Raw genomic sequence first — 26,696 nt, 5'->3', positions numbered from 1 at the left:
TGATGTAAAGCGCCGCGCCTAGCAGGCTCGCATATCTCGGGGGGCTTGTCGGACATCATGCGCGTTGCGGTAGGTGACAGGATTGACCGTTGGCGGCGGGCGCGGCCTGTTGCCCGCAGTATAGACTGGCTTGGTCTTCTGGAAAAGACATTGCTGGTCGTTCTGGCGCTATTGCTGGTGCGCTTGGTGTGGGCGGTCGTGACCCCGGTCGGCAGCTTTGGACCATGGGAAGGACGTCAGGCTCAGCTATTGTCGCCCCAGGCACGTGCGCTGTTGTTTGGAAGCTTCGATCCCTTTTTTCGCGCTGAAGCGCCGGAGCAATCGGGCGGTGTGGTCACTTCCCTGGCGCTGACGGTCTATGGCATACGCCTGAACGAGGGCTCCGGCCTGGGGTCCGCCATCATCGCTACGCCCGACGGCGTCCAGAACAGCTACGCTGTGGGTGATGAGATCATGCCCGGCGTGGTGCTGAAAGCCGTGGCGTTCGATCATGTCACGATCGATCGCGGCGGAGCGGAGGAACAGGCGTTTCTCGATCAGTCGACGTCGGCAACAGACGCTGAAGCCCCACCGGCCGGCGGTGCGGGCTGGACCAGCGCCGCTCCGCCGCCTCCGGCAGCGCCCGGAGGCGGCGTGACCGCTGATATGCTGAAGCGCGACATCGGTTTTGCCCCCCGCATGGAAAATGGCCGGGTGACCGGCCTCGTCGTCGCGGCCAAGGGACCGGGCTTCGCTACCGCAGGCTTTCGTCCCGGCGATATCGTGACCCAGGTCAACGGCCAGTCGGTCGGCGACCTGCAAAGCCTCCAGAACCAGATCGCGCCCGGTGCGCGCCTGTCCCTGACCGTCGAGCGCGGCGCGGCCGTCGCCTCGGTCAACCTCATAGTGCAAGGCCAATGACCCGCAAACTTCTCCTCTCCGCCGCCATGGCCCTCGCTTTGGCGACGCCGATCGCGTCTGTTCGGGCGCAACAGACGCTCAATGTGCGCGACGCCGACATTCGCGCTTTCATTCAGGATGCGGCGCGGGTGACGGGCCGCACCTTCATCATCGACAACAAGGTGCAGGGGAAGGTATCGGTCGTCACCGACCGGCCACTCAGCCGATCGGAATATTTCGAGATTTTCCTGTCGACCTTGCGCGCTAACGGGCTGGTGGCCGTGCCTGCGCCGGGCGGCGCCTATCGCATCCAGCCGGTCGATGGCGCAGCGGGTCAGCCAAGCGGCGTCGGCCGCGCCGCCAACCGCAACAGCTTCGTGACGGAAGTGTTTCGCCTCCGGTCGATCGACGCGGCGAGCGCACTGGAAACCCTGCGCCCGCTGGTCAGCAAGGAAGGGTCGGTCACGGCCAACCGCGCCGGCAACAGCGTGGTCGTCGCTGACTATGCCGACAATGTCGCCCGCATCCGCCAGGTGATCGCCCGCATCGACCGCGACACTGCCGCCACGCAGATGGTGGCACTCAAGAACGCCGGCGCGCGGGAGATCGCGACATCGCTTCAGGCCTTGGTGACGAATGGCGGCGGGGGCGAGAATGCCGCGCCGTCAGCCGCGACCGTGGTGCCGATCGACAGCAGCAATTCGGTGGCCATTCGCGGTGACGCCGGGACGGTGGCCCGGCTCGCCAATATGGCGCGCGAACTGGACCGCCAGGCGGCAAGCGGCACGGAAATCCGGGTCTACTGGCTGGAGCATGCCGATGCTGAAAAGCTGTTGCCAGTCTTACAGCAATTGGTGGGGCAATCGACCAGCGAACCGGTAACATCTGCAACGCCCGCGTCGGGCGGGCAGGGCGGCGCACCCGCGTCCCAGGCCGCCGCACCCGTCGCGGCGTCTTCGTCCGCATCCTCGTCCGGCGGCGGTATCAATACGCGCGGCCCGGCAATCGTGACTCGCTATGAAGGTGCGAACGCCATCATCGTCGCCGCCAACAGCGATGTGCAGCGTATGCTGGGCGAAACCATCCGCCAGATCGATACGCGCCGCGAGCAGGTGCTGGTGGAAGCGATCATCGTCGAAATCAGCGATGCCGCCGCCAAGAAACTGGGCGTGCAGTTCCTGATCGGCAGTACCAAGACCGGGTTTGCCGCGACCAACTACAGCAATGCCTCGCCCAATCTGCTGACGCTCGCCGGGGCCTATGGCGCGAATCAGCTGGGAACGACGACGACGACGGTGGTGGCGCCTGACGGCACCCGCACCACCACCGAAGTGCGCGAAAACAGCGATCTTGCCAGCACGCTGCAACAGGCGGCGATCAACAGCCTGCAAAGCGCGACCGGCGCGATTGCCGGCCTAGGCGGCAGCATTGGCAGCAACGGCATTTTCGGTGCGATCATCAATGCAGTGAAATCCGACACCGAAAGCAACCTGCTCTCCACGCCTTCGGTCATGACGCTGGACAATCAGAAGGCGTCGATCCTGGTGGGGCAGCAAGTGCCCGTCACCACTGGTGAGGCGCTCAGCCAGAATTTCGACAACCAGTTCCGCACGGTCCAGCGCCAGGATGTCGGCATCAAGCTGGAGGTTAAGCCCCAGATCAATACTGGCGGCGCAATCAAGCTGTTCCTGCGTCAGGAAGTGTCGAGCGTGGCCGGACCGGTCAGCAACGATAACAGCGACCTCATCATCAACAAGCGCGAGATCGAAACGACGGTGACCGTTGATGACGGCGAAATATTGGCGCTGGGCGGCCTGCTCGACGACAATGAGCGCAAGACGATCGAGCGCATCCCGCTGCTATCGGACATTCCGGGCATCGGCGAGCTGTTCAAATCGCGCAGCCGCAGCCGGACGAAGACCAACCTCATGGTCTTCATCCGCCCGACCATCCTCCGGTCCAAGGAAGATGCGCAGAAGCTGACACAGCAGCGCTACGGCTATATTCGCGGCATGCAGTTGCAGCGCGATCCGGACTCCGAGCCGACGATCGACGAGCTGGTGCGCGATTATATGGGCGCAGCGCCCCCGATCGCGCCGCCGCAGCCCGGCGATATGGTGGTACAGCCTCAGGCAGGCGTGCAGCCCGACGTCATCGAACCCACCGTCCGTCAGTCGAGCGGCGTGGTGCGCCCGGTCGAAATCCCCGCGAGCAGAGAGCAGCGATGAGCGAATTGGAGAGCGTCGAGGCCGCGATCCCATCGCCGCCGCGGCCGATCGACATTCCCTATGTCTTTGCGCGCAAGCATGGCGTCGTCCTGCTGCCGCAGGAGGGTGATCGGATCGTGATCGCGGTGCGGGCGGGCAGCGATCCGCGCGTCCTGCTGGAAGTGCGCCGTCATCTGGCGCGCAGCTTCGATGTGCGCTTTGTCGAGTCATCTGAGTTCGACCGCCATCTGTCCAACCATTATGCGATGGAGGGCAGCGCCGCTGCGATGGCAGGATCGCTCGAGGTGGGGGCGGATGAACTGGACATATTGGCGGCCGACATTCCCACCGCCGACGATTTGCTCGACAGCGCGGATGACGCCCCGGCGATCCGCCTGATCAACGGCATCATCGCCGAAGCCGCGCGGCAGGGCGTGTCGGATATTCATATCGAACCCTATGAAACCGGGCTGATCGTGCGGATGCGCGTCGATGGCGTGCTGCGCGAAACGCTGCGGATGCCGCCGCACGTTGCCCCGGTGGTGGTCAGTCGCATCAAGGTGATGGCGCGGCTCGACATTGCCGAGCGCCGCGTGCCGCAGGATGGGCGCATTGGCCTGACCCTGGGCGGCAAGTTGCTCGACGTCCGTGTGTCCACGTTGCCGAGCCGAGCAGGCGAGCGGGTGGTGCTGCGTATTCTCGACAAGGAGAATGCGGGCATGAACCTGGACCTGCTGGGCATGACGGGTGCGCCCGACCGCATCTTCCGCGAGGGACTGTCCGAACCCAACGGCATCATCCTGGTCACAGGGCCTACGGGCTCGGGCAAGACGACCACGCTCTATGCGGGCCTGCGCCAGCTCAACGATGGCAGCCGCAATATCCTGACGGTGGAGGATCCGGTCGAATATGCGATCGAAGGCGTCGGCCAGACACAGGTTAATGCCAAGGTCGGCCTGACCTTCGCGGCGGGCCTGCGCGCGATCCTGCGGCAGGACCCGGACGTGGTGATGGTCGGCGAAATCCGCGACCGCGAGACGGCGGAGATTGCGGTGCAGGCGTCGCTGACGGGCCACCTTGTCCTTTCGACCGTCCACACCAATGACGCTGTCGGCGCGATCACGCGTATGCGCGACATGCGCGTCGAACCCTTCCTGCTTGCCTCGACGCTGCGCGCCGTCATTGCCCAGCGGCTTGTCCGCCGGCTCTGCCAGCATTGCCGCGAGCCGGTGCAGGCAGACAAGTCAGCGAGCGCGCTGCTGGGCTTCGACCCCGGGACCATCATCTACAAGGCGCGCGGCTGCGATGAATGCAGCGGTTCGGGCTATAAGGGGCGGATCGGCGTATTTGAAGCGATCCGTGTTGACGACACGATCCGCCGCCTGATCAACGACGGCGGCGATGAATCGCTGATCGCGCGCCACGCTTTCCTCAACGCGCCCAATCTGGGATCGGCGGCCCGCGCGCTCGTGCGCGATGGGCAGACCACGGCCGAAGAAGCGATCCGCGTGTCGCGCCGGGACGCAACCGAGGTGGAAACCATCGCCGATGGCTGATTTCGACTATGTGGCGATCGACCCGGCAGGGCGCGAACGGTCGGGCAAGGTCAGGGCCGATACGGTCGATGACGCGCGCGCCCGGCTGGACGCGCGCAAGCTGTTCATCGTGCGGCTGGAGCCCGGAGCGGCAGCGAAGGCACGGCAGCGCGCGGGCCTGTCGCTGCGCGCGCCACGGCTCAGCGCCAAGGAATTGACGCTTTTCACTCGCCAGCTTTCGACGCTGATCCAGGTCAGCCCGCTGGAGGAATCGCTGCGCACGATTGGTCGCCAGAGCGAACAGGACCATGTCCGCGCCATCGTCGGCACGGTGCATGGCGGCGTTCTGGAGGGGCGGCGCCTTGCCGACGCGCTGGGGGCCGAGCCACGCAGTTTCCCGCCGCTCTACCGGGCCATGATCTCGGCCGGCGAAAGTTCGGGAAGCCTGCCGACCATCATGGAGCGGCTGTCGGACCTGATGGAGCGGCAGGCGCTGATGCGCTCGAAGGTGCTCACCGCCATCGCCTATCCGTCGGTCCTCGCCACCTTCGCCGTTTGCGTCGTCGCCGCGCTCATGATCTTCGTCGTGCCCAAGGTCGTGGAGCAATTCGATACGGTGGGGCAGGAATTGCCCCTGCTCACCCGCATGGTGATGGGCCTGTCGGCGTTCCTCGCCGGTTATTGGTGGCTCTTGCTACTGCTGCTGACGATAGCGGGCCTGATGTTCTGGCGTGCGCTGAAGGTGGATAGTTTCCGCTATCGGTTCGACGCGACGTTGCTTGGCCTGCCGCTGCTCGGCCGGTTGATCCGGGATCTGCACGCAGCGCGCATGGCGCGGACCCTGTCTACCATGGTGGCCAGCCGCCTGCCGTTGATGGAGGGGCTGTCGCTCACGGCGAACACCGTCCACAACCGGGTGCTCCGCCGCGCCTCCGACGACATCGTCGAAGCGATCCGTGGCGGCGGCAGCCTGTCGGCCGCGCTGCGCCGGGCGGGCGTGTTCCCGCCACTGCTCGTCTATCTGGCGGCCAGTGGCGAGAGCGCGGGGCGGCTCGACACGATGCTGGAGCGCGCCGCCGATTATCTGGAGCGCGAATTTGACAGTTTCACCTCCGCTGCTCTGGCCATGTTGGAGCCGGTCATCATCATCCTGATGGGGGGCATCGTCGCCGTCATCATCCTGTCCATCCTGCTGCCGATCCTGCAGCTGCAAAGCCTCACCGGGGCTTGAAGGAGTATATATGCGTTTCGTGACATCACTTCGGGCCAAATGTGGCAACGCCACGCGCCTTTCTTCCAAAGCCGCAATGCGTTTTGACAGGAATGAAGGGGGAAAGTCGGGCGAAGAGGGATTCACCCTCGTCGAACTGATGGTCGTCATCGTCATCATCGGTTTGCTGGCGACGATCGTGGCGATCAACGTCATCCCTGCCACCGACACCGCGCGCGTCGAGAAGGCCAAGGCGGACATCGCAACCATCGAACAGGCGTTGGAGCAGTATCGGCTCGACAATCTGACCTATCCGTCGGCATCGGATGGCCTCCAGGCGCTGCTCAACCCGCCGCCCTCGCTTGCGCAGCCGCAACGTTATCGGCGCGGAGGCTATATCAAGAAACTGCCTGATGATCCCTGGGGCCGCGCTTATGTCTACACCGTGCCGGGTCGTCGCGGCGCGTTCGACATCAGCTCGCTGGGCGCCGACGGTCAGCCGGGCGGAGAGCAGGAAAATGCGGACATCTATTCCAGCGAACTCTGAGCGGACGTCCAAGGCGGAATGCGCGGTGGACGCGCGTTCCGCACGACAGGGCTTCAGGTCCTTTGCGCGTTCCGCACGACAGGGCTTCAGGTCCTTTGCGCGTTCCGCCCAACAGGGCTTCACATTGTTGGAGCTGATGGTCGTGCTGACGATCATCGGTTTCATTTCGGCGGCCGTTGTGCTGGCCATCCCCGATCCGCGCGGCCGCGTGATCGAGGATGCCGATCGCTTCGCCGCGCGCGTTGCCGCCGCGCGCGACGAAGCGGTCGTGACCGCGCGCCCCCTGGGCCTGTGGGTATCCGCGTCCGGCTACGGCTTTCAGCGCCGCGATGGCGGCCAGTGGACGCCGCTGGAAGAAAAGCCGTTCGTCACCACCAACTGGAAGCCCGGCACGCGCGCGCAAGTCGGGCGGGATGGGCGCTTGCAGATCGGCTTCGACGGGACGGGCCTGCCCACCGATGCCCTCACCGTGACCCTTGCGCGCGAAGGTGAACGCGTGTCCGTCAGCATCGACATGGCCGGCAAGGTGATGGTCGATGGCTGATCGCGCGCGTCAGGAGGAAGGGGGCTTTACCCTGCTGGAAATGCTGGTGGCGCTCGCTGTGTTCAGCCTGGCCGCGCTGGCGCTTGTCCGGTTGCAGGGCGTGACGCTGCGCACGGCGGCCGACCTGGATAGCAAGGCGATGGGCCAGATCGTTGCACGCAACCTTATGGTGGACGTGCAGACTGATCCTGTTCCCCCCTCGATTGGCGAAGAAGACGGTGAGGTTTCCAATGGGGGACGTCGTTGGCGCTGGAGCCGCGTGGTCAAGCCTACCGACGACCGCCGTCTGCTCCAGGTTGACCTGACGGTTGATGGCCAGCCCGGCGCATCGCCGGTCGCGCTCAGCTTCGTGCGGGTGGTGGAATGATGCGGGGCAGGCAAATCGTCGTGCAACGGGGCTTCGAGCCCGAAACGCGTTCCGCCGAACCCGGGCGCACGTCTGATATGCGTTCCGCCGAACACGGCTTTACGTCTGATATGCGTTCCGCCGAACACGGCTTCACGCTGATCGAGCTGCTGGTCGCGTTGATGATTTTCGCGATGCTGGCGAGTGCGGGCGTATTGTTGCTGGGCAACAGCGTCTCGGCGCAGGCGCAGGTCAAGGCGCGGCTCGATGATATGGCCGCGGTGCAGCGGGCCGGCGGCGCGCTCGCCGGGGACTTGGGACAGGCGGTGCCGCGCATCACCCGGACAGAGGCGGGCACGCTGGCCCCGGCTTTCTGGGCGCATGATGTTGGAGACGCGCAACCCGTGATGCAGTTCGTGCGCGGGGGCTGGGACAATCTGGGCGACATGCCGCGCCCCTCCTTGCAGAAGGTCGAATATTGGGTCCGGCAAGGGCGGCTGGAGCGGCGGACCTATGCGCAGCTCGACGGCGCTGCGGGCGATGATCCTGCCGCACTGCTCGACAATGTCGAGGCCGTGACGCTGCGTTTTCGCGATGCGCAGGGGCGGTGGCGGGAAGATTGGACACCGGGCCAGCCCGACCTGCTGCCCAAGGCGGTCGAGATGATGGTGACGCGCACCGGCGAGCCGCCGGTCATGATGCGCTTTCTGGTTGCACCGGGTCCGGTCGAAAAGCTGGAAGGCGCGGAAGGAGCGGCCGGTGCCTGATCCTGGTAATCCAAAAGAACGGGGTGCCGCGCTGCTGACCGTACTGCTCCTGGTTGCGGTGATGGCAGTGGTCGCGTCGACCGCCCTGGAACGCGTGGCGCTTGCCACGCGCATGACCGGCAATGGCGGCGCGGTGGATCAGGCGCGCGCCTTCGCTGATGCTGGCACGGAAATGGCGCGGTTGCGCATCAACGATCTGGTCGAATCCAATCCTGCGAAGATCACGCTGGCGGGCGGGTGGATGGGCACGCCGCAAACAATTCCCGTGCCTGGCGGTCTGGCGACCGCGCAAGTGACCGATGGCGGCAATTGCTTCAACCTCAACAGCGTGGTCAGCGGACGAAGCGAGGCCCTCCTCAAGGTGCGTCCGGTCGGCGTGTCCCAGTTCCAGGCGCTGCTGGAGGCATTGGGTGTGGACGCGCGTCAGGCAGCGACGGCTGCGTCAAGCCTGGCCGACTGGGTCGACAGCGACACCGTGCCGCAACCGGGCGGTGCGGAGGATGAAACCTATGCCGGCATGGATCGGCCCTATCGCGCCGCCAATCGCATGATGATCGACCCAAGCGAGTTGCGCGCGGTCGCCGGTATCACGCCTGCCATCTATGATCTGGTGAAGCCTTGGATTTGCGCGTTGCCTGTCACGGACCTGTCTCCGATCAACATCAATACGCTGCTGCCTGCGCAGGCGCCCCTTTTTGCGATGCTGCTGCCGGGCGAGCTGAGCGTCGCGCAGGCACGGCAATTGCTGGCGCAGCGGCCGGAGGATGGCTACGGCAGCGTGCCGGGCTTTTGGAAGCTGCCCTCGCTGGTCGGCCTGTCGCCCGCGGCCGAGGTCGCAGAGCAGGTGAAGTTGAAGACGGGATTTTTTGGAGTGACGGTTTCGGTGAATGTCGGGGGAACGCAGGTGGTGGAACGCGCGCTGATCGATGCGCGGGAAAGCCCGGCGCAATTGGTGCGGCGTAGCTGGGGCGCGGGCGCGTGAGCAGCCGCGACGCGCTGATCCTGTTCCTGCCCGAAGCGGCGGAACTGCCCGTGCGCTGGATGCGGGTGATCGATGGGGCGCTGGTCCAGTCGGGCGAAGGCGCCAACTGGCTCGCCGCCTGTGGCATAGCCGCTTTGCCCGAACAGGCCCGCGTGCTGCTGGTGCCGCCGGCCGCCCTGGTGACGCTGCACTGGATGGCCTACCCCGATCTTCCCCCGCGGCAGGGACGGGCGGCTGCGCGGTTGGCGGTGCTGGCGAGCGGGCTGCTGCCTGCCGACCAGCTATTCGCCGCTGTCGATGAAAATGACGATCCGTCCGCGCCGCATCTGATCGCTTTGGCCAGCCGCAGCGATATGCAGCATTGGATGCTTTGGGCCCAGAATCATGGCCTTGATCCTGATATCATCGTGCCCGCCCCCCTATTGATCGAAGCGCCAGAACAGGGGTTGGGCCGCGCCATGATCGGCGGTGCGGCGGTGCTGCGCGGTGAGAATATGGCGCTGCCCGAGGACATGGCGCTGCCCGAGCTGATCGCCGATGCGCCGATGATCGACGTCACCACCGGCATGGTGGAGGGACGCGCGATCGCGGCGCTGGACCGACCCCCACTTGACATGCGCCAGGGCGATTTCGCCAAGCGGGTGCGACCGGCTTTGGATCACCGTGCGCTTCAACGCATCGCGGTCTGGACAGGGATGATCCTGTTCTTGCTGCTGGCGACGGCGCTGATTTGGCTTGCACGTCAGCATAGCGAGGCGAACCGGCTGGATCGCGAAAGCCTGGCGCTGGCGCAGGAGGTTTTGCCGAACGCATCTGACGCTGCGCAGGCGCAGATCGAAATGGAAGGCCGGCTGGCCGCGCGGGGTGCTGGCGGACGCGCCTTTACCGCGCCTGTCGCCGCCTTGCTGTCGGCCATGCAGGATGCACCGGGCGTTGCGCTCACGACCCTGTCGCGGGATGCCGACGGCATGGTTCGCGCCACATTGGCATCCGCCAAGGCGGAAGACATCAATATCGTGCTGCTCGCGCTTCAGGCGGCGGGCTTTACGATTACGGCCACGTCGTCCCAGGATCCGGGCGGCCGGACGCTGGCGGAAATCACGGTGCGGGCATGATGGACAGGTTGGGACTCTATTGGGCGGAACGCTCGCCCCGCGAACGCTGGATGCTGGGCGTGATGTTCGCGCTGCTGGCGATCGTCATCCTCTGGTTTGGCATTGCCGTCCCGCTCGACCGGGCGCAGCGTGACGCCCGGGACCGGCTGGTGGAGGCGACCGAGCGCAATGCCGCCATTCGCGCCACCGTGGCGCAGCTCAAGGCGCTGCCGCGCGCGCCAGCCAATGTCGGATCGACCGTGCCGCTCGACCAGTTTGTCGGGCAGAGCGCCGGGGAGGCCGGCCTGACGCTGGAGCGCGCCCAGGCGCAGGGGAATGACCGGATGGATATTGCCATTGCCTCGGTGCGACCGATCGCACTGTTTTCATGGCTTTCGACACTGGAAGGGCAGGGCGTGCGCGTCGTCACCATGAGCGCGCGCCCGTCCCCCACGGCGGGCAGCATTTCCGTGCAGGCCGTGCTGGAACGGGGAGAGGGGCAATGATGGGGCTGGTCCTGTCCCGCCGCATGCGTGTCTTCCTCGTCGTCATGCTGCTCCTTGGCCTTTTGCTCTTCCTGCCGATGCGCGTGGCGCTTGGGCTGGCCGGTCTGGAGCGGCTGGGCGTTTCCGCGCGCGCGATCAGCGGCACCGTCTGGAGCGGACGGATCGACCAGTTGATGCTTGGCAACATGCCGTTGGGCACGGTTCGCGCCGGACTATCGCCGATCGGCCTGTTCATGGGCCGGGCGCGTTTTGACATAGCCCGGCAAAAGGGGCTGCCCGATGATATTGCCGGCGCGATCACGGTGGGTTTCGGACGGATCGGGGTCGACGATGTGACGGGCGCCGTTCCGTTGGGACGCACGTTCGCGCCGCTGCCGGTCAGCAGCCTGATGATGGAGGATGTCAGCGGGTATTTTGTCGGCGATCGCTGTGGCCATGCCGAAGGCCGCGTGCGCGCGCGCCTGGCGGGGCAGTTTCCCGGCCTCAACCTGTCGCAAGGCCTGTCGGGCGTTGCGGCATGCGACGGGGAAGCGCTGCTGCTGCCGCTGGTCAGCCAGTCGGGGCTGGAAAAAATCACCCTGCGTCTTTGGCGTTCGGGCCGTTATGTCGCCGAAATGCGGGTCGACACCACGGACCCCACCTTGGCCTCGACTCTGGAACAGGCAGGCTTCACCGCTGAGGGCAACGCCAGGATGTTGAAGGTCGAAGGCAGGTTGTGATGTCCCCCTGGGCCGCGTTGCTGGGGGCGCTGGCGGGTGCGATCCTTGGCAGCTTCCTCGCTACGGTGATTATACGCTGGCCCCAGGGCAGGGGGGTGATGCGCGGCCGTTCCGCCTGCGACAGCTGTGGCCGGACGCTCGGCCCCCGCGACCTTTTTCCGTTGGTCAGCGCGCTGCTGAGTCGCGGCCGGTGTCGGTCCTGCAGCGCCCGGATCGATCCGTTGCATGGACGGGTGGAAGCTGGCTGCGCGGTCATCGGGTGCTTCGCGCTGGGTTTTGCGCCGAACCTTGCTGGCGCTGCCTGGGCATCCCTTGGCTGGCTGCTGCTGCCATTGGCGATCCTGGACTGGCGCCATTTCTGGCTGCCGGACGCGCTCACCCTCCCGCTCGCATTCCTTGGATTTGCGCTCGGCCCCTACGCGACAGATGTTGGCGTGATGGACAGGGGCATTGGTGCAGCGCTGGGCTATGGCGTGCTGCTGGCGATTGCCCTGTCCTATCGCGCGATAAGGGGCAGGGACGGGCTGGGGCTGGGGGATGCCAAGCTGCTGGGGGCGCTGGGCGCCTGGTTCGGATGGCAGGCATTGCCGCTGATCCTGTTCTGCGCCGCGGGATCGGGGCTTTTGGTCATGCTGCTGACGGGCCGGGCGAAAAGTGCCGCCGCGCGAGCGCCGCTCGGCACATTTCTGGCTATCGCCGCCGTGCCGGGCTGGATGCTGACAATCTACCTGATGCCATGATCGGATACAGGCTGCGGAAGGCCGGCGGTGCACTCATTTCAAGCAGAGGGGAAGGCCCGCGACGATGAGCGTCACTTCGTCGCAGATGGTCGCCATAGCCTGGTTCAAACGACCGGCATGGTCGCGAAATCGCCTGGCAAGCGCATTGTCGGGAACGATGCCCCAGCCCACCTCATTAGCGACCAGAATGATCGCGCCGTCAAAGCGATCCATGGCTTGCGTGAGGCTCGACATCTCGGCCTCGATCGGCCTGTCAGCCAGCACGAGGTTGGACAGCCAGAGCGTCAGGCAATCGACGAGCACGACCTTGCCTTGGCCGGACAGGGCGTCGATCGTTGGGGCAAGGGCGAGCGGTGCTTCGATGCAGTCCCAGCGCGCGTCCCGGTCGGCGCGATGACGGGCGATGCGTGCATGCATTTCATCATCGAACGCTTGGGCAGTGGCGATGAAAACCGGCGCGCCAACCGCTGCTTCGGCGCGCTGCTGTGCGTAGCGGCTTTTGCCTGAACGTGCGCCGCCCAGGCACAGGAGACGGTGACGGGTCATAGCGTACGGTTGGTTCCTGGTTGCAGATCAGAGCGCCCAGATTGTCAGGGCGGTGACCACCCATAACAGGAAGCAGGCGCGGATATAGAGGCGCAGCGCATGATCGAGGTCGATGGCGCCCGCCGATCGCCCCTCCGCGTTGATCCATGGCTTGTCGTGCTGGACGCTATCATAGGCGACGGGACCCGCCAGCCGAACGTCCAATATGCCGGCCATCGCCGCTTCGGGCCAGCCGGCATTGGGTGAAGCATGCTTGCCCGCGTCGCGCCATGCCGTGCGCCAGCCGCCTCCGCCTGCCATGCACAGCAGCAGCGCGGAAAGGCGCGCAGGGATAAGGTTCGCCACATCGTCCAGCCGCGCCGCCGACCAGCCGAACGCGCGCCATCGCTCTTCCTTATGCCCGATCAGGCTATCCGCAGTATTGATAGCCTTATAGGTCCAAACGCCCGGAAGGCCCAGCAGCAGCAGCCAGAAAAGTGGCGCGACGACCCCGTCGCAAAGGCTTTCCGCCAGGCTTTCGATGGCGGCGCGGGAAATGCCGGCCTCATCCAACGCGCCGGTGTCTCTACCGACGATCGCGCTCACGGCCTGCCGCGCCGCGGGCAGGTCCCTGGAATGGAGGGCGGCGGCGACCGGGCGAACATGCTGGAACAGACTGCGTTGCGCGAGCGCAGGCCATGCCAGGATACCAAGGCCGATCCACGCGAAGTCGGCCATCAGATACTCGATCATCAGCGTCAATGCGACCGTGACGCCGATCACCACGCCGAGCAGCAGGACCAGGGTCGCAAGCCCCAATGCGCGGCGCGCGCTAAAAGTGAAGGATGGCCGGTTCCACCGTCGTTCGCAGCCGTCGATCGCGCGCGCAAACAGGCCGATCGGATGGCCGATGCCGCGATAGAGGCGATCGGGCCAACCCACAGCCGCATCAACAATCAAGGCGATCATCGCGCACGGTTCAACCATGACGCAATGCCTGGTCCAGCCGGTCGAACGATGCTGCATCACGCGGCAATCCTATGCGGAGCCAATGGCGGCGATCAGCAAAGGGGCGCGTCAATATCGCCTGCCGGGCAAGTTGGTCGAACAGCGCATGGGCGTCATCGACCTCGATCAGGCGAAACAGCGGGCAGGCGCCGATCGGGGAATATCCGTGGTCGGTCAACAGGGCGCCGAGTGTGGCAGCGGCGTCGAACAGACCCAGCCGCGTCCGCGCAATCCATGCATGATCCTGGTAGGCTGCGGTCCCGATCGCCAGCGCGGCGGCTGACAGGGGCCAGGCCCCCAGCAGGCTGCGCAACGGGTCGATGATGATCCGTGGGCCAAGGACGAAGCCGAGGCGAACGCCGGCCAATCCGAAAAATTTGCCGAAGGACCGGAAGATGACCAGCCGCGCCGCGTCGCGCACGTCGCTTGCCAGGCTGATGCGGGGATCGACGTCAGCAAAGGCTTCGTCGATCAGCAGCCAGCCGGTATCGGATCGTTTCCTGAGCAGGCCATCCATCTCGGCGGGCGCGATCGTCCGACCATCCGGGTTGTTGGGGTTGGCCAATATCAGCGTGGTTGATGTCCCGCTCGCATCATGCGCTGCTATGGGAATGCTGCCGGCGATCATTTCGGCATGGGTGCGATAGCCGGGTTCGACATGATGGGCCGGGCCGCCGAGCATCCGGCCTACCAGCCGCATCCCGATTTCGGTGCCGGGAACGGCGCAGACATGGACGGGCGCGACGCCGAAATAGGCTGCGGCGACGCGCTCCAGTTCCTTGAGGGCCGACATTTCGGGCAGGCGTGCCCAATCGAAAGAATCTGGTGCCGCGCCGGGCCATGGATCGGGATTGATGCCGGTGGACAGGTCCATCCACGGCGCATCACCGCCAAATGCCCGCTTGGCCGCTTCCAAAGCGCCGCCGTGCCAGACAAAGGGGCTGCTCATGTCAGGGCGCTGGCGATGGCCGCGGCCAGCAGCAGGGCTGTCTCGGTGAGTTCGATGCCAGCGCCATGGCCATCGCCTGAAATGCCCCCGATGCGCCGCCTGATCCACAGCCCCCAGACCAGCGTCGCAAATGGAAGGAGCGACAGCGAAAGCGACAGCATCACCGTGGTTGCGATCAGGACCAAAGCCCAGACGATCAGGTCGATCGTCCGCACGGCATGACGAAAGCGCGATCCCAGCCCTTCATGGAGCGGCGGCAACCAGCGCGCCCAGCAAAGCGGTGCGATACGGGCGGCAAAGGGAATGGGGGTCAGGGCGAACAGCGCGTCCGTCATGATAAGATGATGGAGCAGGACCAGCTTTGCGATCAGCTGCATCATGATCGCAACGATGGCGAAACTGCCGGCATGCGGATCGCGCAGCACTGCCAGAATGTCATCCTTGCCCTTGTGCGCCGCACCGGCCGCGTCGGCAATATCGCCCAGCCCGTCGAGATGCAGCGCGCCGGTGATCCACGTCCAGACGGCCAGCGCCGCCAATGCCCCAATCCATTCGCCTATCATTGTCCCGGCCCAGGCCGCCGCCGTGACCAGCAGGCCAATCACGATCCCGACAGCAGGGAACCATCGGATCGAGGCGGCAAAGTCATCGGCCTGCGGGGCGACGGCGGGCAAGGGAAGGCGCGTGAGAAACTGAAAGGCGAGGATGAGGCGCCTCATCGCCCCAGACCGGTCAACTGGGCTGATGGCTGTTCGCCGGGCCAGACCTGAAACGACAGCAACGCGCCATAAGGCAGATCGAACGACCAGAGTTGGCTCATATCGAACCCGCATAGCAGATGGAGGGCCGCGCGCATTGGCCCACCATGCGTTAGGATGAGGGTAGGCCGTGGCGTGAGGCCTGACAGCGCGGCGGAAATGCGATCGACCAGATCGGACCAGCGCTCCCCCCCGGGGGGCGGACTTGTGTCCGGATCTGCCCAGAACCGGCCCAACGCCTCGGCATCGAGGTCGGCGGCGGCGCGTCCGTCCCAATCTCCAAAATCCAGTTCACGCCAGCGTGGGTCCAGCGCCGGGGTCATATCCTGCTCCGCGCCAATGGCTTCAGCGGGAAGGCGGCATCGCTCCAGGTGCGAAGCGATCAACTGATCGACGTCCAGGCCCCGCGCCTGACGCAGGCACTGGTCGATCCCTTCCGGCGTCGGCGCCATATCTGTACGGCCAAGCATCAGGCCCGGCTGAACCGGCTCGCCGTGGCGAAGAAGGTGCAGGCGATAACAACTCATTGCCTATCCGAAACGAACGCTTCGGCGAAGGTCGCCATCTCGGCATGGGCGGCAAGCGCGGACCGGACGATATGGGTCGCCACCACCGCACCGCTGCCTTCGCCCAGACGCATGCCAAGGGACAGCAGGGGATCGAGCCCCAGCCGGTCGAGAAGTCGGGCGTGCCCCGGTTCGGCCGAACAATGGCCCGCGATGCAATGATCGGTAATGGCTGGATTATCGACCGCCAAAGGGGCAAGCGCTGCGCAACAGATAAACCCATCGAGGATGACGGGCACGCCAAGTTGGCGCGCGCGCAGCATCGCGCCGGCCATGGCGGCGATTTCCCGGCCACCGACGTGGCGCAAAGTTTCAAAGGCGGAAGGCGGCGCTGTACGATGCAAAGCTAGCGCGCGATCGATGACCGCGATCTTGCGCTGGACGCCTGCGTCATCCACCCCGGTGCCTGGGCCGGTCCATGCCGCAGCGGCCTCACCAAAACTGCGCGCGCACAGGGCAGCTGCGGCCGTCGAATTGCCGATGCCCATTTCGCCGAGCACGATCATGTCGAGATTGGCCTCCACTTGAGCCGCGCCGATACTGAGCGCGGACAGGCATTCGTCGACGGACATGGCCGGCGCCAGCGAGAAATCCTGCGTCGGCCGGTAAAGATCAATGGGCACGACATGAAGAGCAAGACCGGCCGCGCGGGTCAAGGCGTTGATGGCCGCGCCGCCGCTTTCAAAATTGCTCACCATCTGGGCGGTGACGCTGGCGGGAAAGGCACTGACCCCCTGTGCGGTGACGCCATGATTGCCGGCAAAGACGACGGCGCGGGCGGTGTCGATAAGGGGCCGTTCCCGTTTCTGCCAGCCCGCGAAGAAGACCGCGATCTCCTCCAGCCGGCCGAGCGATCCCGCCGGTTTCGTCAGTTCCGCTTGCCGGGCACGCGCCGCTGCCTGCGCTTTTGGATCGGGGGCGGGCAAATCGGCAAGGGCGTGCTCGAATGCTGTGATGGTGGGAAAGCCGGTCATGTCGCTACATATCCTGCCGGAGGAACGCGCACCAGGAAATGGCCCTTCACACCTTGCGGCCACAGGGCGTAGGGCACCTGTCCTTCGGCGCTGGCCGCATGGTTCAGCGCATAATCCAGGATCGCGCGCGCCGCGTCCTCATCGGGCTCGAACCGACCCAGAACATAGCCCATCTTGCCGGGCGCGCGCAGATGGACCGTGCAGCCATCACCGCAGGCAAACAGGCAGGGCATCGACTGAATGGCGATGTCCCGATAGGCCGGATCGCTCGCCTGCACCCGATCCAGCGCCGCGACGAGCCGCGCGCCATCGCGCGGCTCGCCCGACGCCGGGCTGCCGGGGCGGCGGCAACTGCTGCACGCCACCACGGCTGGACCGGGATCGACCGGGGTCAGCATGTCAGAAACGACCTCTGATCCCGGCATAGATGCTGCGGCCCAGAGTGCCGTAGCGATACGCCGTCATATACTGTTCGTCGAAGACATTCTCCGCCCGCGCGAACAGCCGGAGGCTGTCGCTCAGCCGATATTCCGCCCGCAGGTCGACCAGCGTATAATCGTCGAGCCGCGTAGCGTTGGAGGCGTTGTCATAGCTTTTGCCCGCCCAGCGCACCGCAGAGCCCAGCGTCAGACCAAAGGCGAAGTCATAGGATAGGGACGCATTGGCCAGATGGCGCGGGCGACGAGGCAGCCAGTTGCCTTCATTGGCGGTGCCGGCGGAGCGATCCTCCGCCACGGTCCAACTATAATTGCCATCCAGCGTCAATCCGCCGAGGCGAAACGCCGTATCCGCTTCGACGCCATGCGCTTCTGCACGCGCCACGTTCAGATAATAGCCCCAGCGCGGCGTGTCGGTGCCGGGCACGACACAAAGCGGATCGGTGGTGCCGACGTCGCAGCCATTATAGATGATCTGCCCGGTCGTGGTCCGCTCGAAATAGGTCGCGCCAATCATCAGCATGTCCCCGAAGAACGCCTGCTGCGCGCCCGCTTCCCAACCATGAGCACGTTCAGGGTCGAGGTTCACATTCCCATATTCGCTGAACAGCTGGTAGAGGGACGGGGCCTTGAACCCTTCACCATAGCTGGCGCGCAGCGTTGTCCCGCCGGGCAGGGTCCAGATGCCGCCCGCCGAAAAAAGCGTGCGTCCGCCATAGCGATTATGATCGTCATGGCGCACGCCGCCATTGATGGTGAGGCCATCGAGCGGGCGGACGGTCAGTTGGCCATAGACGCTGGTTATTTCCGCCTTGCCCGTGACAAAGTCGGGGAGCGGATCGGCCAGGGAGCCGGACGGCGACCGGCTTTTGAAGCGCGACCGCTCATTTTCCACGCCGAAGGTGGCGGAGATGCGATCGGACAGGTCGAAGATGCCCTGATATTCGAACCGGCGGTTCTTGCCGGCCGCCTCGAAGCTCAGGGGCCGTTCAAGTTCCGGGCTGTAGCTGTCGCGATCAGTGTCGGTATAATTATAGGCAATGCGGTTGCGCAGCCGCCCGTCAAGCAGAGCGAAATTGAGGCCGGCATAGCCGACAAACTCGCGATTATGGCTGTAATCGGGCGCGTCGCCGCTGAACCCGTCAATCTCCACCCGGCCTGTCGAATAATAGCCGCGCAGGTCTATGCTGGCGTTGGCGCCCAGCACCAGTTCCGCCCGACCGGCGACATTGCGGTTGGTGTAGCCATCCCGCTCGCCGCCGCCAAAGGCCGGCGCGATAGCCGAGATACCTTCGGTGGTGAAGGACTGGCCACCGATCCGCCAGCTGAGCGGACCGGACACGCCGCCCAGTGCGGCGCGGGCGCTGACGGTATCGCGCGATCCCGCTTCGATGTCGAAGCTGCCCTCGATCGGGGCCTGTGGACTGGCGGTGACGATGTTGACCACGCCGCCGATCGCCTGGCTGCCCCAAAGCGTCGATTGCGGGCCGCGCAGGACCTCGATCCGCTGCGCATCGCCGATCAGCAGATTGGCGAAATTATAGCCGCCGCCGGTCGAGGACGGATCATTGAGCTTCACCCCATCGATGACAACGACGGTCTGTTCGGATTCCGCGCCGCGAATGCGCAGCGAGGTGGCGGTGCCATAGCCACCATTGCGCGACATGCTGATGCCGGGCGTGCGCAACAGCAATTCGGTAGCGCCGATATCCTGCGCCCGGTCAATCGTGGCCTTGTCGAGCACCGTGATTGAAGCGGACACCCGATCAAGTGGCGTGGGCGTCCGGGTGGCGGTGACGACGATACCACTATCGTCAAACATTTCCTCAGGCGCCTGCGCCAGAGCTGGAAAGGCGATGGACAATGCGACGAAAGCAACGGAATTCTTGAGCAACAGGCTCTGCATGGTAACCCCCTTTGACACGAGCCGCGCGCATGCGGGCCATGCCGTCCCTTGCAAAAAGGACAAACGACATCGCCCGCGCAAAGCGCGACGCTTCCTGTCGTCATGCGGGTTTACCCCCGTCCGCCCGGCTCACCCTGTCCGCGCGAAAGACGACGGCGACGGGCAGGTCTCCTGGCTTGCGGGTCAACGCCGGTCGGTCGCCTTCTCGGAAGCTGCGCTTCCAATGGCATATGGCCGATGACTCACCGCATACAGTTGCAGGGGCAGCCGGATGTTATCCGTTCCCATTTTCATCCCCGTCGCCGGGGAACCTGTCGCAGCGCGGCCGTTACATCGGATGGTGGCAAGCCGTCAATCGTTTCGCGAGAGCAAAATTCTACAGGTGACGCCGGCCCATGGGGATGATGCTGGGCCAGGCGCCTTCCATGTCCACCCGCGCGTCTATGCCATAGACCATGGCCAGGTGATCCGGCGTCAGCACCTGCTGAGGACTGCCGTCAGCGATCAGACGTCCCTCATCGATCAGGATCAGCCGATCACAATAGCGCGCCGCCATGGTGAGGTCGTGCAGCACCGCGATGACCAAAGCCCCCTGACGGGCCTGATCGCGCAGCAGGTCCATGACGTCGATCTGGTGCCCCGGATCAAGGCTGGCTAGCGGTTCATCCGCGATCAGGGCCGGGGCTTCGACGGCGAGCGCACGCGCCAGCATCACCCGGGCGCGCTCCCCCCCGGACAATTGCGTGGCGATGCGGTGCCGAAGGTCGGCAACATCGGCACGGCGCATCGCGGTCTCGATCGCGGCGGCGTCCGCATCGCCAAGGCGCGACATGGGACCGAGATGCGGCAGCCGGCCAAGGCCCACCAGCCGTTCGACGGTAAGGGGCCAATGCAATGTCTGTCCCTGCGGCAGATAGGCGATCTGCCTGGCGAGGTCCGGCCGCCGAAGCGTGCTCACCGTCCGGCCGTCCAGCGCGATTTCTCCGCGGGAGGGGACCAGCGCCATGATCGCGCGCGCCAGTGTCGATTTGCCGGCGCCGTTGGGGCCGACGACGCCGACCAGCATTCCAGCTGTCAGGGAGGCGTCGATATCCCGCAGCACCGTGCGACGGCCAAGCGTCACGCCGACGCCTCTCAGCGTGAGCATCACCATAGCCGCCGCTCCCGCAAAAGGTGGAGAAGAAAGATGGGGATGCCCAGGAACGCCGTGACGACGCCCAGCTTCAATTCGCTGGTCGTCGGGATCAGGCGCACGGCGATGTCGGACAGGGTCAGCAATGCCGCCCCTCCCAATGCCGAGGGCAGCAGGATAGCCGAAGGGCTGCGATCGGTCAGCGGCCTTATGAGGTGCGGGACGATAAGGCCGATGAAGCCGATCGTTCCCGATACCGCCACCGCGCCACCCACGCCGATGGCGGTGCCCAGCATCAGCCGCAGGCGTGTGCGGCGAAGGTCGACCCCCAGCGCAATGGCGCCGTCTTCGCCCAACGTCAGCGCATCGAGTGCGCGCCCATCCCATATCAGCAGGGCAATGCCGATGGCGATGCAAGGCAGGGCGATCCAGAGATGGTCGAAGGACCGGTTCTCCAGGCTGCCGAGCAACCAGGTCATGATCTCCATGGCGGCGAAGGGATTGGGGGACAGGTTAAGCGCCAGGCTGATGCCCGCCTGCGCCAGGGTGGCGACGGCTATCCCTGCCAGGATGAGGGTCAGCGAACTTTCCGACCGCCCCGCCAGAAAGAAGAGCAGGATCAGCGAGAGACAGGCGGAGCCGATCGCCATTGCCGGCAGCATCAGCGCGTGAAGCTGTGCGAAACCGAAATACAGCGCGCCGACCGCCCCCAGGGCCGCCGCGCTCGACGTGCCCAGCACCGATGGTTCAGCCAGCGGGTTGCGGAGGAAGCCCTGGAGCGAAGCGCCCGAGAGGCCCAGCATCGCGCCGACCGCTAGGCCCAGCAGCGTGCGCGGGATGCGCAGGTCGAACAGGATCGTGCGGGTGACGCTATCGCCTTGTCCGGCCAGTGCCGCGAGGATGCGGTGCAGCGACAGCGGGACAGCGCCCAGCAACAGGGACCCGAAGGCCGCACCGGCCATCAACAGGGTCAGCCCGCCCAGCAGGAGCATGCGGCCCCGTAGATTATGGATCATCATTACCATTGGCCGGCCGTGATGTGACGACTATGGCACTTGGCATGATGCACAAGGCTCTTATTCCGGTTTCCGTCCTCTGCCTGCTCGCGACCGCCGCTGGCTCCGCCATTTGGGCGTCGAACGCCGTCGCCGGCCGATCGGCCGGCCATGCGCCCAAGCGGATCGTGTCGGTGAATCTGTGCGCCGATCAGCTTGTGCTGGCGCTGGCGGACCGGAACCAGATCGCCGGCCTGACCCGCAATGCCGCCGACCGGGAAATGTCGGCCGAGGCGACCCGGGCGCAAGGCCTGCCGCTGCTCAGCAGTTCGGCCGAGCATATATTGGCGATCGATCCCGATCTGGTCGTGGGCATGCCCGCCAGCCGCAGCATGGCGCTGGCGGCGCTCAAGGGGCATGATTATCGGACGCTGAACCTTAAAAGTGCGGACCGGCTGGCTGATATTTACGACGCAATCGGGGAAACCGCCACGGCCGTCGGCCATCCGGAACGCGGAAGGCGTATGATCGCGGCCATGCAACGCGATCTGGCCAGCTTGAAGAAAACGGGGCGCGGGCGGATTGCCGCCTATTATCAGCGACGAGGTTATATGACGGGCACCGGCACGCTGGTTGACGACCTGATGGAACGGATGGGCCTCACCAATCTGGCGGCGAAACTGGGCAAGCCGGCACTTGCGCAGGTCAGCCTGGAAGAGATGGTGGCGGCCCGCCCCGATTTCCTGATTGTCGAAAGCGCGACGGATAAGGTGACGGATCAGGGCAGCGAAATGCTGCATCACCCGGCGCTGCGGGACATTCCCCGCATCAGCATTCCACAGGCCTGGACAGTGTGCGGTAGCGCCGCCTATGTCCGTGCCGCGCATAGCATGTCGGCGCAAATCGCCCGGTTCGACGCGCAGCATCATTAAAATTCAATGCCTCGCTGCGCTTTTACATTCTGTTCGCGGAAAGGGTGTTTGACCTGCGTCATGTCGGTGACGAGGTCCGCCGCGTCGATCAGGGTCTGAGGCGCGTTGCGGCCGGTGATGATGACATGCGTCATCTCAGGCTTGTCCTCCAGTGCGGCCAGAACCTCGTCAAGAGGGAGATAGTCGTATCGCAGCACGATGTTGAGTTCGTCGGCGACAACCATCTGATAGGATGGATCGGCGATCATCCGCTTCACTTCATCCCAAGCAGCGCGCGCAACCGCGATGTCACGGCTGCGGTCCTGCGTGTCCCAGGTAAAGCCTTCACCCATCGGCCTGAATTCGACGAGATCGGGAAAGCGATCGAATACCGCCTTTTCGCCGGTCTGCATCGCCCCCTTCACGAACTGGATGACACCGACCTTCATGCCATGGCCGATGGCGCGGACCACCATGCCGAGCGCAGCGGAGGTCTTGCCCTTGCCAGTGCCGGTATGGACAATGACCAAGCCCTTTTCGACCGTCTTGGACGCGATCTTCTTGTCCTGAGCGACCTTGAGCTTGCGCATCTTCTCCTGATGCTCTGCGTCGGTGCGCGCTTTCACTGAACCGAGCCTGTCATGGCTGAGCAAATTCTGATGATCGACCTCATATCCCCATGTCCTCGACGCATGTGCAACGAAGGCAAGGGATCTGTCGATACGCGGCGCGATCGACCGTTGGGCGGGCCGGGCGTCCGCGTCAGGACGCCCGGCGACCAGCCTGCCGTGGCGACCCCTGCCGCCTGGTCGTCGCTCGCCGGACATTCCGCGCCCCGGTCATTCCCTGGACCAAGGGCAAGAGCGACCCACGCCGGCAGGTCTCCTGGCTCGCAGGTCATCGCCCGTCGCACGCCTTCCCGGACGCATATGTCCAGTGGCCGTTCCGGCGATGGCCGGAACCCGTGCGACGCGCTCACTGCTTACAGTTGCAGGGACAGCCATGGCGTTGGCCACTCCAAGGCGCGGCCGCACCATATTCCCTATTAAGCCCATGACGGGCACCAGCGCGATCTTTAACGGACATCTTGCGAGTCCGCGCCCGCGCCATAGCGCGGACGGCGCGACCTTGGCAATCGGGCGCAAGGCCGCGCCGCTGTTTCGCTATCAGTCGTGGACGAAGCTGGTGGTCGTCATATGGTAGATCGTGGACACCGGCGCGCCGCGCAGCTTCAAGTCGCCCGTTTCTTCCTGGGTAGCGCTCAGGATATAGCGACCCTTGAGGGAAATGGGCAGGGATACCCGGCCTTGGCCGTCCGTCATGAAGCTCTTCGACCATTTGTCGGGCGAAATTGCCAGCAGCTTGGCGGCAGGGACCGGTTTACCCTCACGCATCAGCGTAAAGCTATTCGCGCCCGCAGCCGTCGGGACGATTTCCAGCGGCAGCACCGCCTTCGTGTCCGATCGGCCCGCACGCGCATAATAGATCACGCCTTGCTTCTTGCCCTCCTCGCCCCAGGGTTCGAACACGCTGTCGTCGGTAACGCGGACATCGCCCGCTGGCGCGGCGACCTCGACATAGCCGGCCTTGCGGACCTGAGCCGCATTGGCTGCGCCGATCAGCTTGGGCGCCTTGAGCTTCTCGAACTCCGGATCGCCGCCTTCGGGCAGGGCCTCGGCCGGTTCGCCGAGATAGATGCGGGCAGGGCCATTGCCATCCCGCTCTACCCAGATTTCATGTGCCTGCGCGCTCACCGGCAGGGTCATCAGCGCCAACAGCGCGAACGGCCATGCTTTCATCGTCTCTCTCCTCATCATTCGTCAGAAGCGGAATCCGACCGTGCCCATCACATTACGCGGCGCGCCGATGAAACAGTCGCCGCGCGCCAGGCAGGACGCGTAATAATGGTTGTTCAGCAAATTTGTCGCGTTGACGGCGAAGCGCCAGCTGTTCCAGTTGATTTCCGCCAGGGCGTCGACAGTCGTCCGCGATGGCGTGACAATGGACCAGATCGCGCTGGTCGATACGCTCTTGCCGCTGTGGACGACGCCGCCGCCCAGCCGGAGCTGGGCTTCGTCCGGCAAGCCAAAGGTCTTGGTCGTCCAAAATGATGCGGTGTGGCGCGGCATATAATCGAGATTGGTGTTCGTTTCCGACTTGAGCTTCGTATAACCATAATTGGCCAGCAACTCGAAATCGCCCGGCAGGGTGTGACTGGCCTCGACTTCGAACCCTTTGGTGTTGAGTTCCCCGGATTGCGCGGTGCCGCCAGCGGCGAGGTAGAGCACACGGTTGCGCTCCTTGATCTTGAACGCCGTCGCCGTGACGAGCGTCCCCGGCGCAGGCTGCCATTTGATGCCGGCCTCATATTGGCTACCGGTCTGCGGGCGATAGGGATCGCCAAAGGTGCCGTCGCCATTGTCGATACGGCCCGCGACCGGCAGGAAGCTCTCGGTATAGCTGAAGAAAGGGGAGAAGCCGGCCCCAATTTCGCCGATGATGCCGGCGCGAAAGGTGGTAGCATTGTCCTTCTGCCCGGATGACCCTGTTACCCGATCCCGCCGGGCGCCCAGCACGATCGAAACGCGATCGAAAAAGCGCATCTGGTCCTGAACATAGATACCCAGCTGCTTCTGGCTGTCGGCCAAAAAGGGGCCAGTCGGATCGTAGGTTTTCAAGGCGGCATAATCGATGTCGTACAGGTCGACGATCTCGGTCCCGCCGGCATAGCGCTTTGCCACCTTGTTCCAGCTATAGTCGATGCCGACCAGCAGTTTATGCTCAAGATTGGCGCCAGTGTTGAACGTAAAGAGCAGATTGTTGTCGGTGGAAAAGACATTCATCCGCGCATCGCTGGCATCGGCGGTCAGCCCGATCGTCCGCCCGTCAGTGCCATAAACGGAGAAGGGGTCCTGGGGATTGGAATAGCTGTCGGCATAATGGGTGTTATATTCCAGGTCGCTGTCGATATAGCGCGCCTTGAGGCTGAGTTTCACCTGATCCGAGAAGTCATGGGTGACGAAGGCCGCGCCCTGCAAGGAACGACCGGCATAGCGGTCCCAGCCCGCCTTCCCGACAAATGTGTCGCGATCCAGTTGCGCGCCCGCCACGCGATTGGGCAGGAATGTCCCGACGATCGGCAGGAATTGCGACGTCGATCCGGTATCATCCTCCTGATACAGGCCGGTCAGAATGATGTCGGTGTCCGGCGTGGGTTGCCAGCGGATCGACGGCGCGACCATGACGCGGTCGTCGGGAACATGATCGATGAACGTGTTGGAGTCGCGCGCCCGCCCGACAAACCGGACAGCCAGGTTGTCGGCGATCGCGAAGTTGACGTCGCCCAGCGCTTCCTTGCGATCATAGCTGCCGTAGACGAGGTTTATTTCGCCGCCTGTGGTGAAATTCGGCGTCTTCGTCACAAGGTTCACCAGGCCGCCAATCGAACCCTGCCCGAACAGGACCGAAGCGGGACCGCGCAAAATTTCGACGCGGGAGAAATTATAGGGGTCCGACGTGATCGACGCATAATAAGAGAAGATGTCCCGCATGCCGTCGCGAAACTGCAGGGCATCCAGGCCTCGAATGGTGAAGCCATCAACCCGCGTGTCCCGGCCATAGGGATTGGCGAGCACACCGGCGGCATATTTTACGGTATCGCTGATACTGATCGCGCCCTGCGACAAATAGCGGTCCGCGTCGATGACGGTGATGGGCTGCGGCGTTTCAATGATCGGTGTGTCCGTCTTGGTGCCAGCATATTGGGTGGCGGTGACCATGATCGTGTCGCCGTCCACGCTACTATCGTCCGGCGTCTGTGCGTAGCTTCCGACAGGTGTCGCTACCGCCACCATCGCCACGGAGGATAGTGCCGAAAAACGAATGAAATTCATGATGTCCCCTTTAATCTCTAGGGGTCAAGTATAGCTATTGAGACTATGTTGCAATAGCAGGGACGGCTGGATCGTCGGGCAGCCATGAAAATATGGCCGTTGCAACGCAGCCCGAGGCTTCCTCCTGCCGGTCATTCCGGCGGACCCGTTCTTCGCCTGTATCGCAAGAGTCTAGCAGATGCCGCCCTTCGGCAGGCTGGAGGACGCCAAAGCCGCGCACATTCGGAAAACAGTGACTTTGGCGTTCCGGTTGGAAAGCCCACGCATTCACGATCCCGCTGGGACGGCAGAATCGCGTCCGCTATCCCTTCGAGGCCGGCAGGCGGTGGCCCGTTATGGAGGGTGGATTCTGTGCCGCAGCGCTGACTAGGCGCGGCACCAAAGACTGTTCGCCACAATCGGGACTGACATTGGGCTGCACAACGGACGTACCAGCGTGTCTGTGAGTGGTCGGGGAGACAGGATTCGAACCTGCGACATCCTGCTCCCAAAGCAGGCGCGCTACCGGACTGCGCCACTCCCCGACTGCGTGGCCCCTAGCCGGGAAACGAGCGGTCCGTCAATCG

General features: G+C 64.8%; 26 protein-coding genes, 1 tRNA gene, 1 pseudogene and 2 riboswitches. Of the genes and pseudogenes, 14 read left to right on the top strand and 14 right to left on the bottom strand.

Features of this window, described 5'->3' with window-relative positions:
• Positions 1-57 precede the first annotated feature (57 nt).
• From SKA58_RS07015 to SKA58_RS06955, 13 genes and pseudogenes are all read left to right on the top strand, one after another.
• The gene (locus SKA58_RS07015) at positions 58-900 is read left to right on the top strand and encodes a type II secretion system protein N (protein WP_037542238.1); all 843 of its coding nucleotides are present in this window, start codon (positions 58-60) and stop codon (positions 898-900) included.
• Entirely contained in the window at positions 897-3,107 is a 2,211-nt protein-coding gene (gene gspD, locus SKA58_RS07010) for a type II secretion system secretin GspD (RefSeq protein WP_037542236.1), read from the top strand. Before SKA58_RS07015 ends, gspD begins: the two co-directional genes overlap by 4 nt.
• On the top strand, positions 3,104-4,642 hold the full coding sequence (gene gspE, locus SKA58_RS07005; RefSeq protein WP_009821692.1) for a type II secretion system ATPase GspE: 1,539 nt from the start codon (positions 3,104-3,106) through the stop codon (positions 4,640-4,642). The genes gspD and gspE overlap by 4 nt, the downstream gene beginning before the upstream one ends.
• Positions 4,635-5,852 (top strand): type II secretion system inner membrane protein GspF, encoded by a 1,218-nt coding sequence (gene gspF / locus SKA58_RS07000; protein WP_009821691.1) that lies wholly within the window; start codon positions 4,635-4,637, stop codon positions 5,850-5,852. Before gspE ends, gspF begins: the two co-directional genes overlap by 8 nt.
• A gap of 76 nt (positions 5,853-5,928) precedes the next feature.
• Complete coding sequence (gene gspG, locus SKA58_RS06995; RefSeq protein WP_009821690.1) at positions 5,929-6,378, top strand: type II secretion system major pseudopilin GspG; 450 nt, start codon at positions 5,929-5,931, stop codon at positions 6,376-6,378.
• Between the two features lie 109 nt (positions 6,379-6,487).
• Positions 6,488-6,922: pseudogene (locus SKA58_RS06990) on the top strand (GspH/FimT family pseudopilin); the annotation flags it as partial.
• Positions 6,915-7,289 (top strand): type II secretion system minor pseudopilin GspI, encoded by a 375-nt coding sequence (gspI, locus tag SKA58_RS06985; RefSeq protein ID WP_009821688.1) that lies wholly within the window; start codon positions 6,915-6,917, stop codon positions 7,287-7,289. The pseudogene SKA58_RS06990 and the gene gspI, both read left to right, overlap by 8 nt.
• Positions 7,290-7,399: 110 nt before the next feature.
• Positions 7,400-8,035: a type II secretion system minor pseudopilin GspJ gene (gene gspJ / locus SKA58_RS06980; protein WP_198005928.1), complete on the top strand. Its 636-nt coding sequence runs from the start codon at positions 7,400-7,402 to the stop codon at positions 8,033-8,035.
• Positions 8,028-9,017 carry a type II secretion system minor pseudopilin GspK gene (gene gspK, locus SKA58_RS06975; RefSeq protein ID WP_037542705.1) on the top strand — a complete coding sequence of 330 codons (990 nt, stop codon included), beginning with the start codon at positions 8,028-8,030 and terminating at the stop codon, positions 9,015-9,017. The genes gspJ and gspK overlap by 8 nt, the downstream gene beginning before the upstream one ends.
• Positions 9,014-10,132, top strand: a complete 1,119-nt coding sequence (gspL, locus tag SKA58_RS06970; protein WP_009821685.1) for a type II secretion system protein GspL — start codon at positions 9,014-9,016, stop codon at positions 10,130-10,132. The genes gspK and gspL overlap by 4 nt, the downstream gene beginning before the upstream one ends.
• Complete coding sequence (gene gspM / locus SKA58_RS06965; protein ID WP_037542232.1) at positions 10,129-10,617, top strand: type II secretion system protein GspM; 489 nt, start codon at positions 10,129-10,131, stop codon at positions 10,615-10,617. The genes gspL and gspM overlap by 4 nt, the downstream gene beginning before the upstream one ends.
• Positions 10,614-11,336 carry a type II secretion system protein N gene (gene gspN, locus SKA58_RS06960; RefSeq protein WP_009821683.1) on the top strand — a complete coding sequence of 241 codons (723 nt, stop codon included), beginning with the start codon at positions 10,614-10,616 and terminating at the stop codon, positions 11,334-11,336. The genes gspM and gspN overlap by 4 nt, the downstream gene beginning before the upstream one ends.
• Positions 11,333-12,076, top strand: coding sequence for a prepilin peptidase (locus tag SKA58_RS06955; protein WP_037542231.1), 744 nt, complete (start codon positions 11,333-11,335; stop codon positions 12,074-12,076). The genes gspN and SKA58_RS06955 overlap by 4 nt, the downstream gene beginning before the upstream one ends.
• A 33-nt stretch (positions 12,077-12,109) precedes the next feature.
• Here SKA58_RS06955 and cobU read toward each other — a convergent pair whose 3' ends face one another.
• The 10 genes from cobU to SKA58_RS06905 form a co-directional block, all read right to left on the bottom strand.
• Positions 12,110-12,622: a bifunctional adenosylcobinamide kinase/adenosylcobinamide-phosphate guanylyltransferase gene (gene cobU, locus SKA58_RS06950; protein ID WP_009821681.1), complete on the bottom strand. Its 513-nt coding sequence runs from the start codon at positions 12,620-12,622 to the stop codon at positions 12,110-12,112.
• A gap of 27 nt (positions 12,623-12,649) precedes the next feature.
• Positions 12,650-13,627, bottom strand: coding sequence for an adenosylcobinamide-phosphate synthase CbiB (gene cbiB / locus SKA58_RS06945; RefSeq protein ID WP_232209400.1), 978 nt, complete (start codon positions 13,625-13,627; stop codon positions 12,650-12,652).
• Positions 13,581-14,558: an aminotransferase class I/II-fold pyridoxal phosphate-dependent enzyme gene (locus SKA58_RS06940; RefSeq protein ID WP_009821679.1), complete on the bottom strand. Its 978-nt coding sequence runs from the start codon at positions 14,556-14,558 to the stop codon at positions 13,581-13,583. The genes cbiB and SKA58_RS06940 overlap by 47 nt, the downstream gene beginning before the upstream one ends.
• Entirely contained in the window at positions 14,555-15,277 is a 723-nt protein-coding gene (locus SKA58_RS06935) for an adenosylcobinamide-GDP ribazoletransferase (protein ID WP_009821678.1), read from the bottom strand. The genes SKA58_RS06940 and SKA58_RS06935 overlap by 4 nt, the downstream gene beginning before the upstream one ends.
• The gene (locus SKA58_RS06930) at positions 15,274-15,843 is read right to left on the bottom strand and encodes a histidine phosphatase family protein (RefSeq protein ID WP_009821677.1); all 570 of its coding nucleotides are present in this window, start codon (positions 15,841-15,843) and stop codon (positions 15,274-15,276) included. The genes SKA58_RS06935 and SKA58_RS06930 overlap by 4 nt, the downstream gene beginning before the upstream one ends.
• Positions 15,840-16,856: a nicotinate-nucleotide--dimethylbenzimidazole phosphoribosyltransferase gene (cobT, locus tag SKA58_RS06925; protein WP_009821676.1), complete on the bottom strand. Its 1,017-nt coding sequence runs from the start codon at positions 16,854-16,856 to the stop codon at positions 15,840-15,842. The genes SKA58_RS06930 and cobT overlap by 4 nt, the downstream gene beginning before the upstream one ends.
• On the bottom strand, positions 16,853-17,254 hold the full coding sequence (locus SKA58_RS06920; RefSeq protein WP_009821675.1) for a DUF1636 domain-containing protein: 402 nt from the start codon (positions 17,252-17,254) through the stop codon (positions 16,853-16,855). Before SKA58_RS06920 ends, cobT begins: the two co-directional genes overlap by 4 nt.
• Position 17,255: 1 nt before the next feature.
• Positions 17,256-19,199, bottom strand: a complete 1,944-nt coding sequence (locus SKA58_RS06915) for a TonB-dependent receptor plug domain-containing protein (RefSeq protein ID WP_083784855.1) — start codon at positions 19,197-19,199, stop codon at positions 17,256-17,258.
• A gap of 144 nt (positions 19,200-19,343) precedes the next feature.
• Positions 19,344-19,529, bottom strand: a riboswitch (cobalamin riboswitch).
• 46 nt (positions 19,530-19,575) lie between these two features.
• Complete coding sequence (locus SKA58_RS06910) at positions 19,576-20,352, bottom strand: ABC transporter ATP-binding protein (RefSeq protein ID WP_009821673.1); 777 nt, start codon at positions 20,350-20,352, stop codon at positions 19,576-19,578.
• The gene (locus tag SKA58_RS06905) at positions 20,346-21,350 is read right to left on the bottom strand and encodes a FecCD family ABC transporter permease (RefSeq protein ID WP_009821672.1); all 1,005 of its coding nucleotides are present in this window, start codon (positions 21,348-21,350) and stop codon (positions 20,346-20,348) included. The genes SKA58_RS06910 and SKA58_RS06905 overlap by 7 nt, the downstream gene beginning before the upstream one ends.
• Before the next feature lie 41 nt (positions 21,351-21,391).
• Here SKA58_RS06905 and SKA58_RS06900 point away from each other — a divergent pair, with 41 nt between their 5' ends.
• Complete coding sequence (locus SKA58_RS06900) at positions 21,392-22,258, top strand: ABC transporter substrate-binding protein (protein WP_232209376.1); 867 nt, start codon at positions 21,392-21,394, stop codon at positions 22,256-22,258.
• On the opposite strand, the gene cobO is transcribed toward SKA58_RS06900, so the two are convergent.
• The 4 genes from cobO to SKA58_RS06880 form a co-directional block, all read right to left on the bottom strand.
• Positions 22,255-22,863, bottom strand: a complete 609-nt coding sequence (cobO, locus tag SKA58_RS06895; RefSeq protein ID WP_009821670.1) for a cob(I)yrinic acid a,c-diamide adenosyltransferase — start codon at positions 22,861-22,863, stop codon at positions 22,255-22,257. The two genes, SKA58_RS06900 and cobO, sit on opposite strands and share 4 nt — an antisense overlap.
• Positions 22,864-23,095: 232 nt before the next feature.
• Positions 23,096-23,319, bottom strand: a riboswitch (cobalamin riboswitch).
• An 84-nt stretch (positions 23,320-23,403) separates the two neighbouring features.
• A complete protein-coding gene (locus SKA58_RS06890; protein ID WP_009821669.1) occupies positions 23,404-24,036 on the bottom strand; it encodes a hypothetical protein in 633 nt (210 codons plus the stop codon).
• Positions 24,037-24,057: 21 nt separating this feature from the next.
• On the bottom strand, positions 24,058-26,091 hold the full coding sequence (locus SKA58_RS06885; protein ID WP_009821668.1) for a TonB-dependent siderophore receptor: 2,034 nt from the start codon (positions 26,089-26,091) through the stop codon (positions 24,058-24,060).
• A gap of 486 nt (positions 26,092-26,577) precedes the next feature.
• Positions 26,578-26,654: transfer RNA gene (locus SKA58_RS06880), tRNA-Pro, on the bottom strand.
• Positions 26,655-26,696: the final 42 nt, after the last annotated feature.

It is taken from the genome of Sphingomonas sp. SKA58 (assembly GCF_000153545.1).
GTDB lineage: Bacteria > Pseudomonadota > Alphaproteobacteria > Sphingomonadales > Sphingomonadaceae > Sphingobium > Sphingobium soli.
This window is presented reverse-complemented; position numbering and strand designations above follow the sequence as displayed.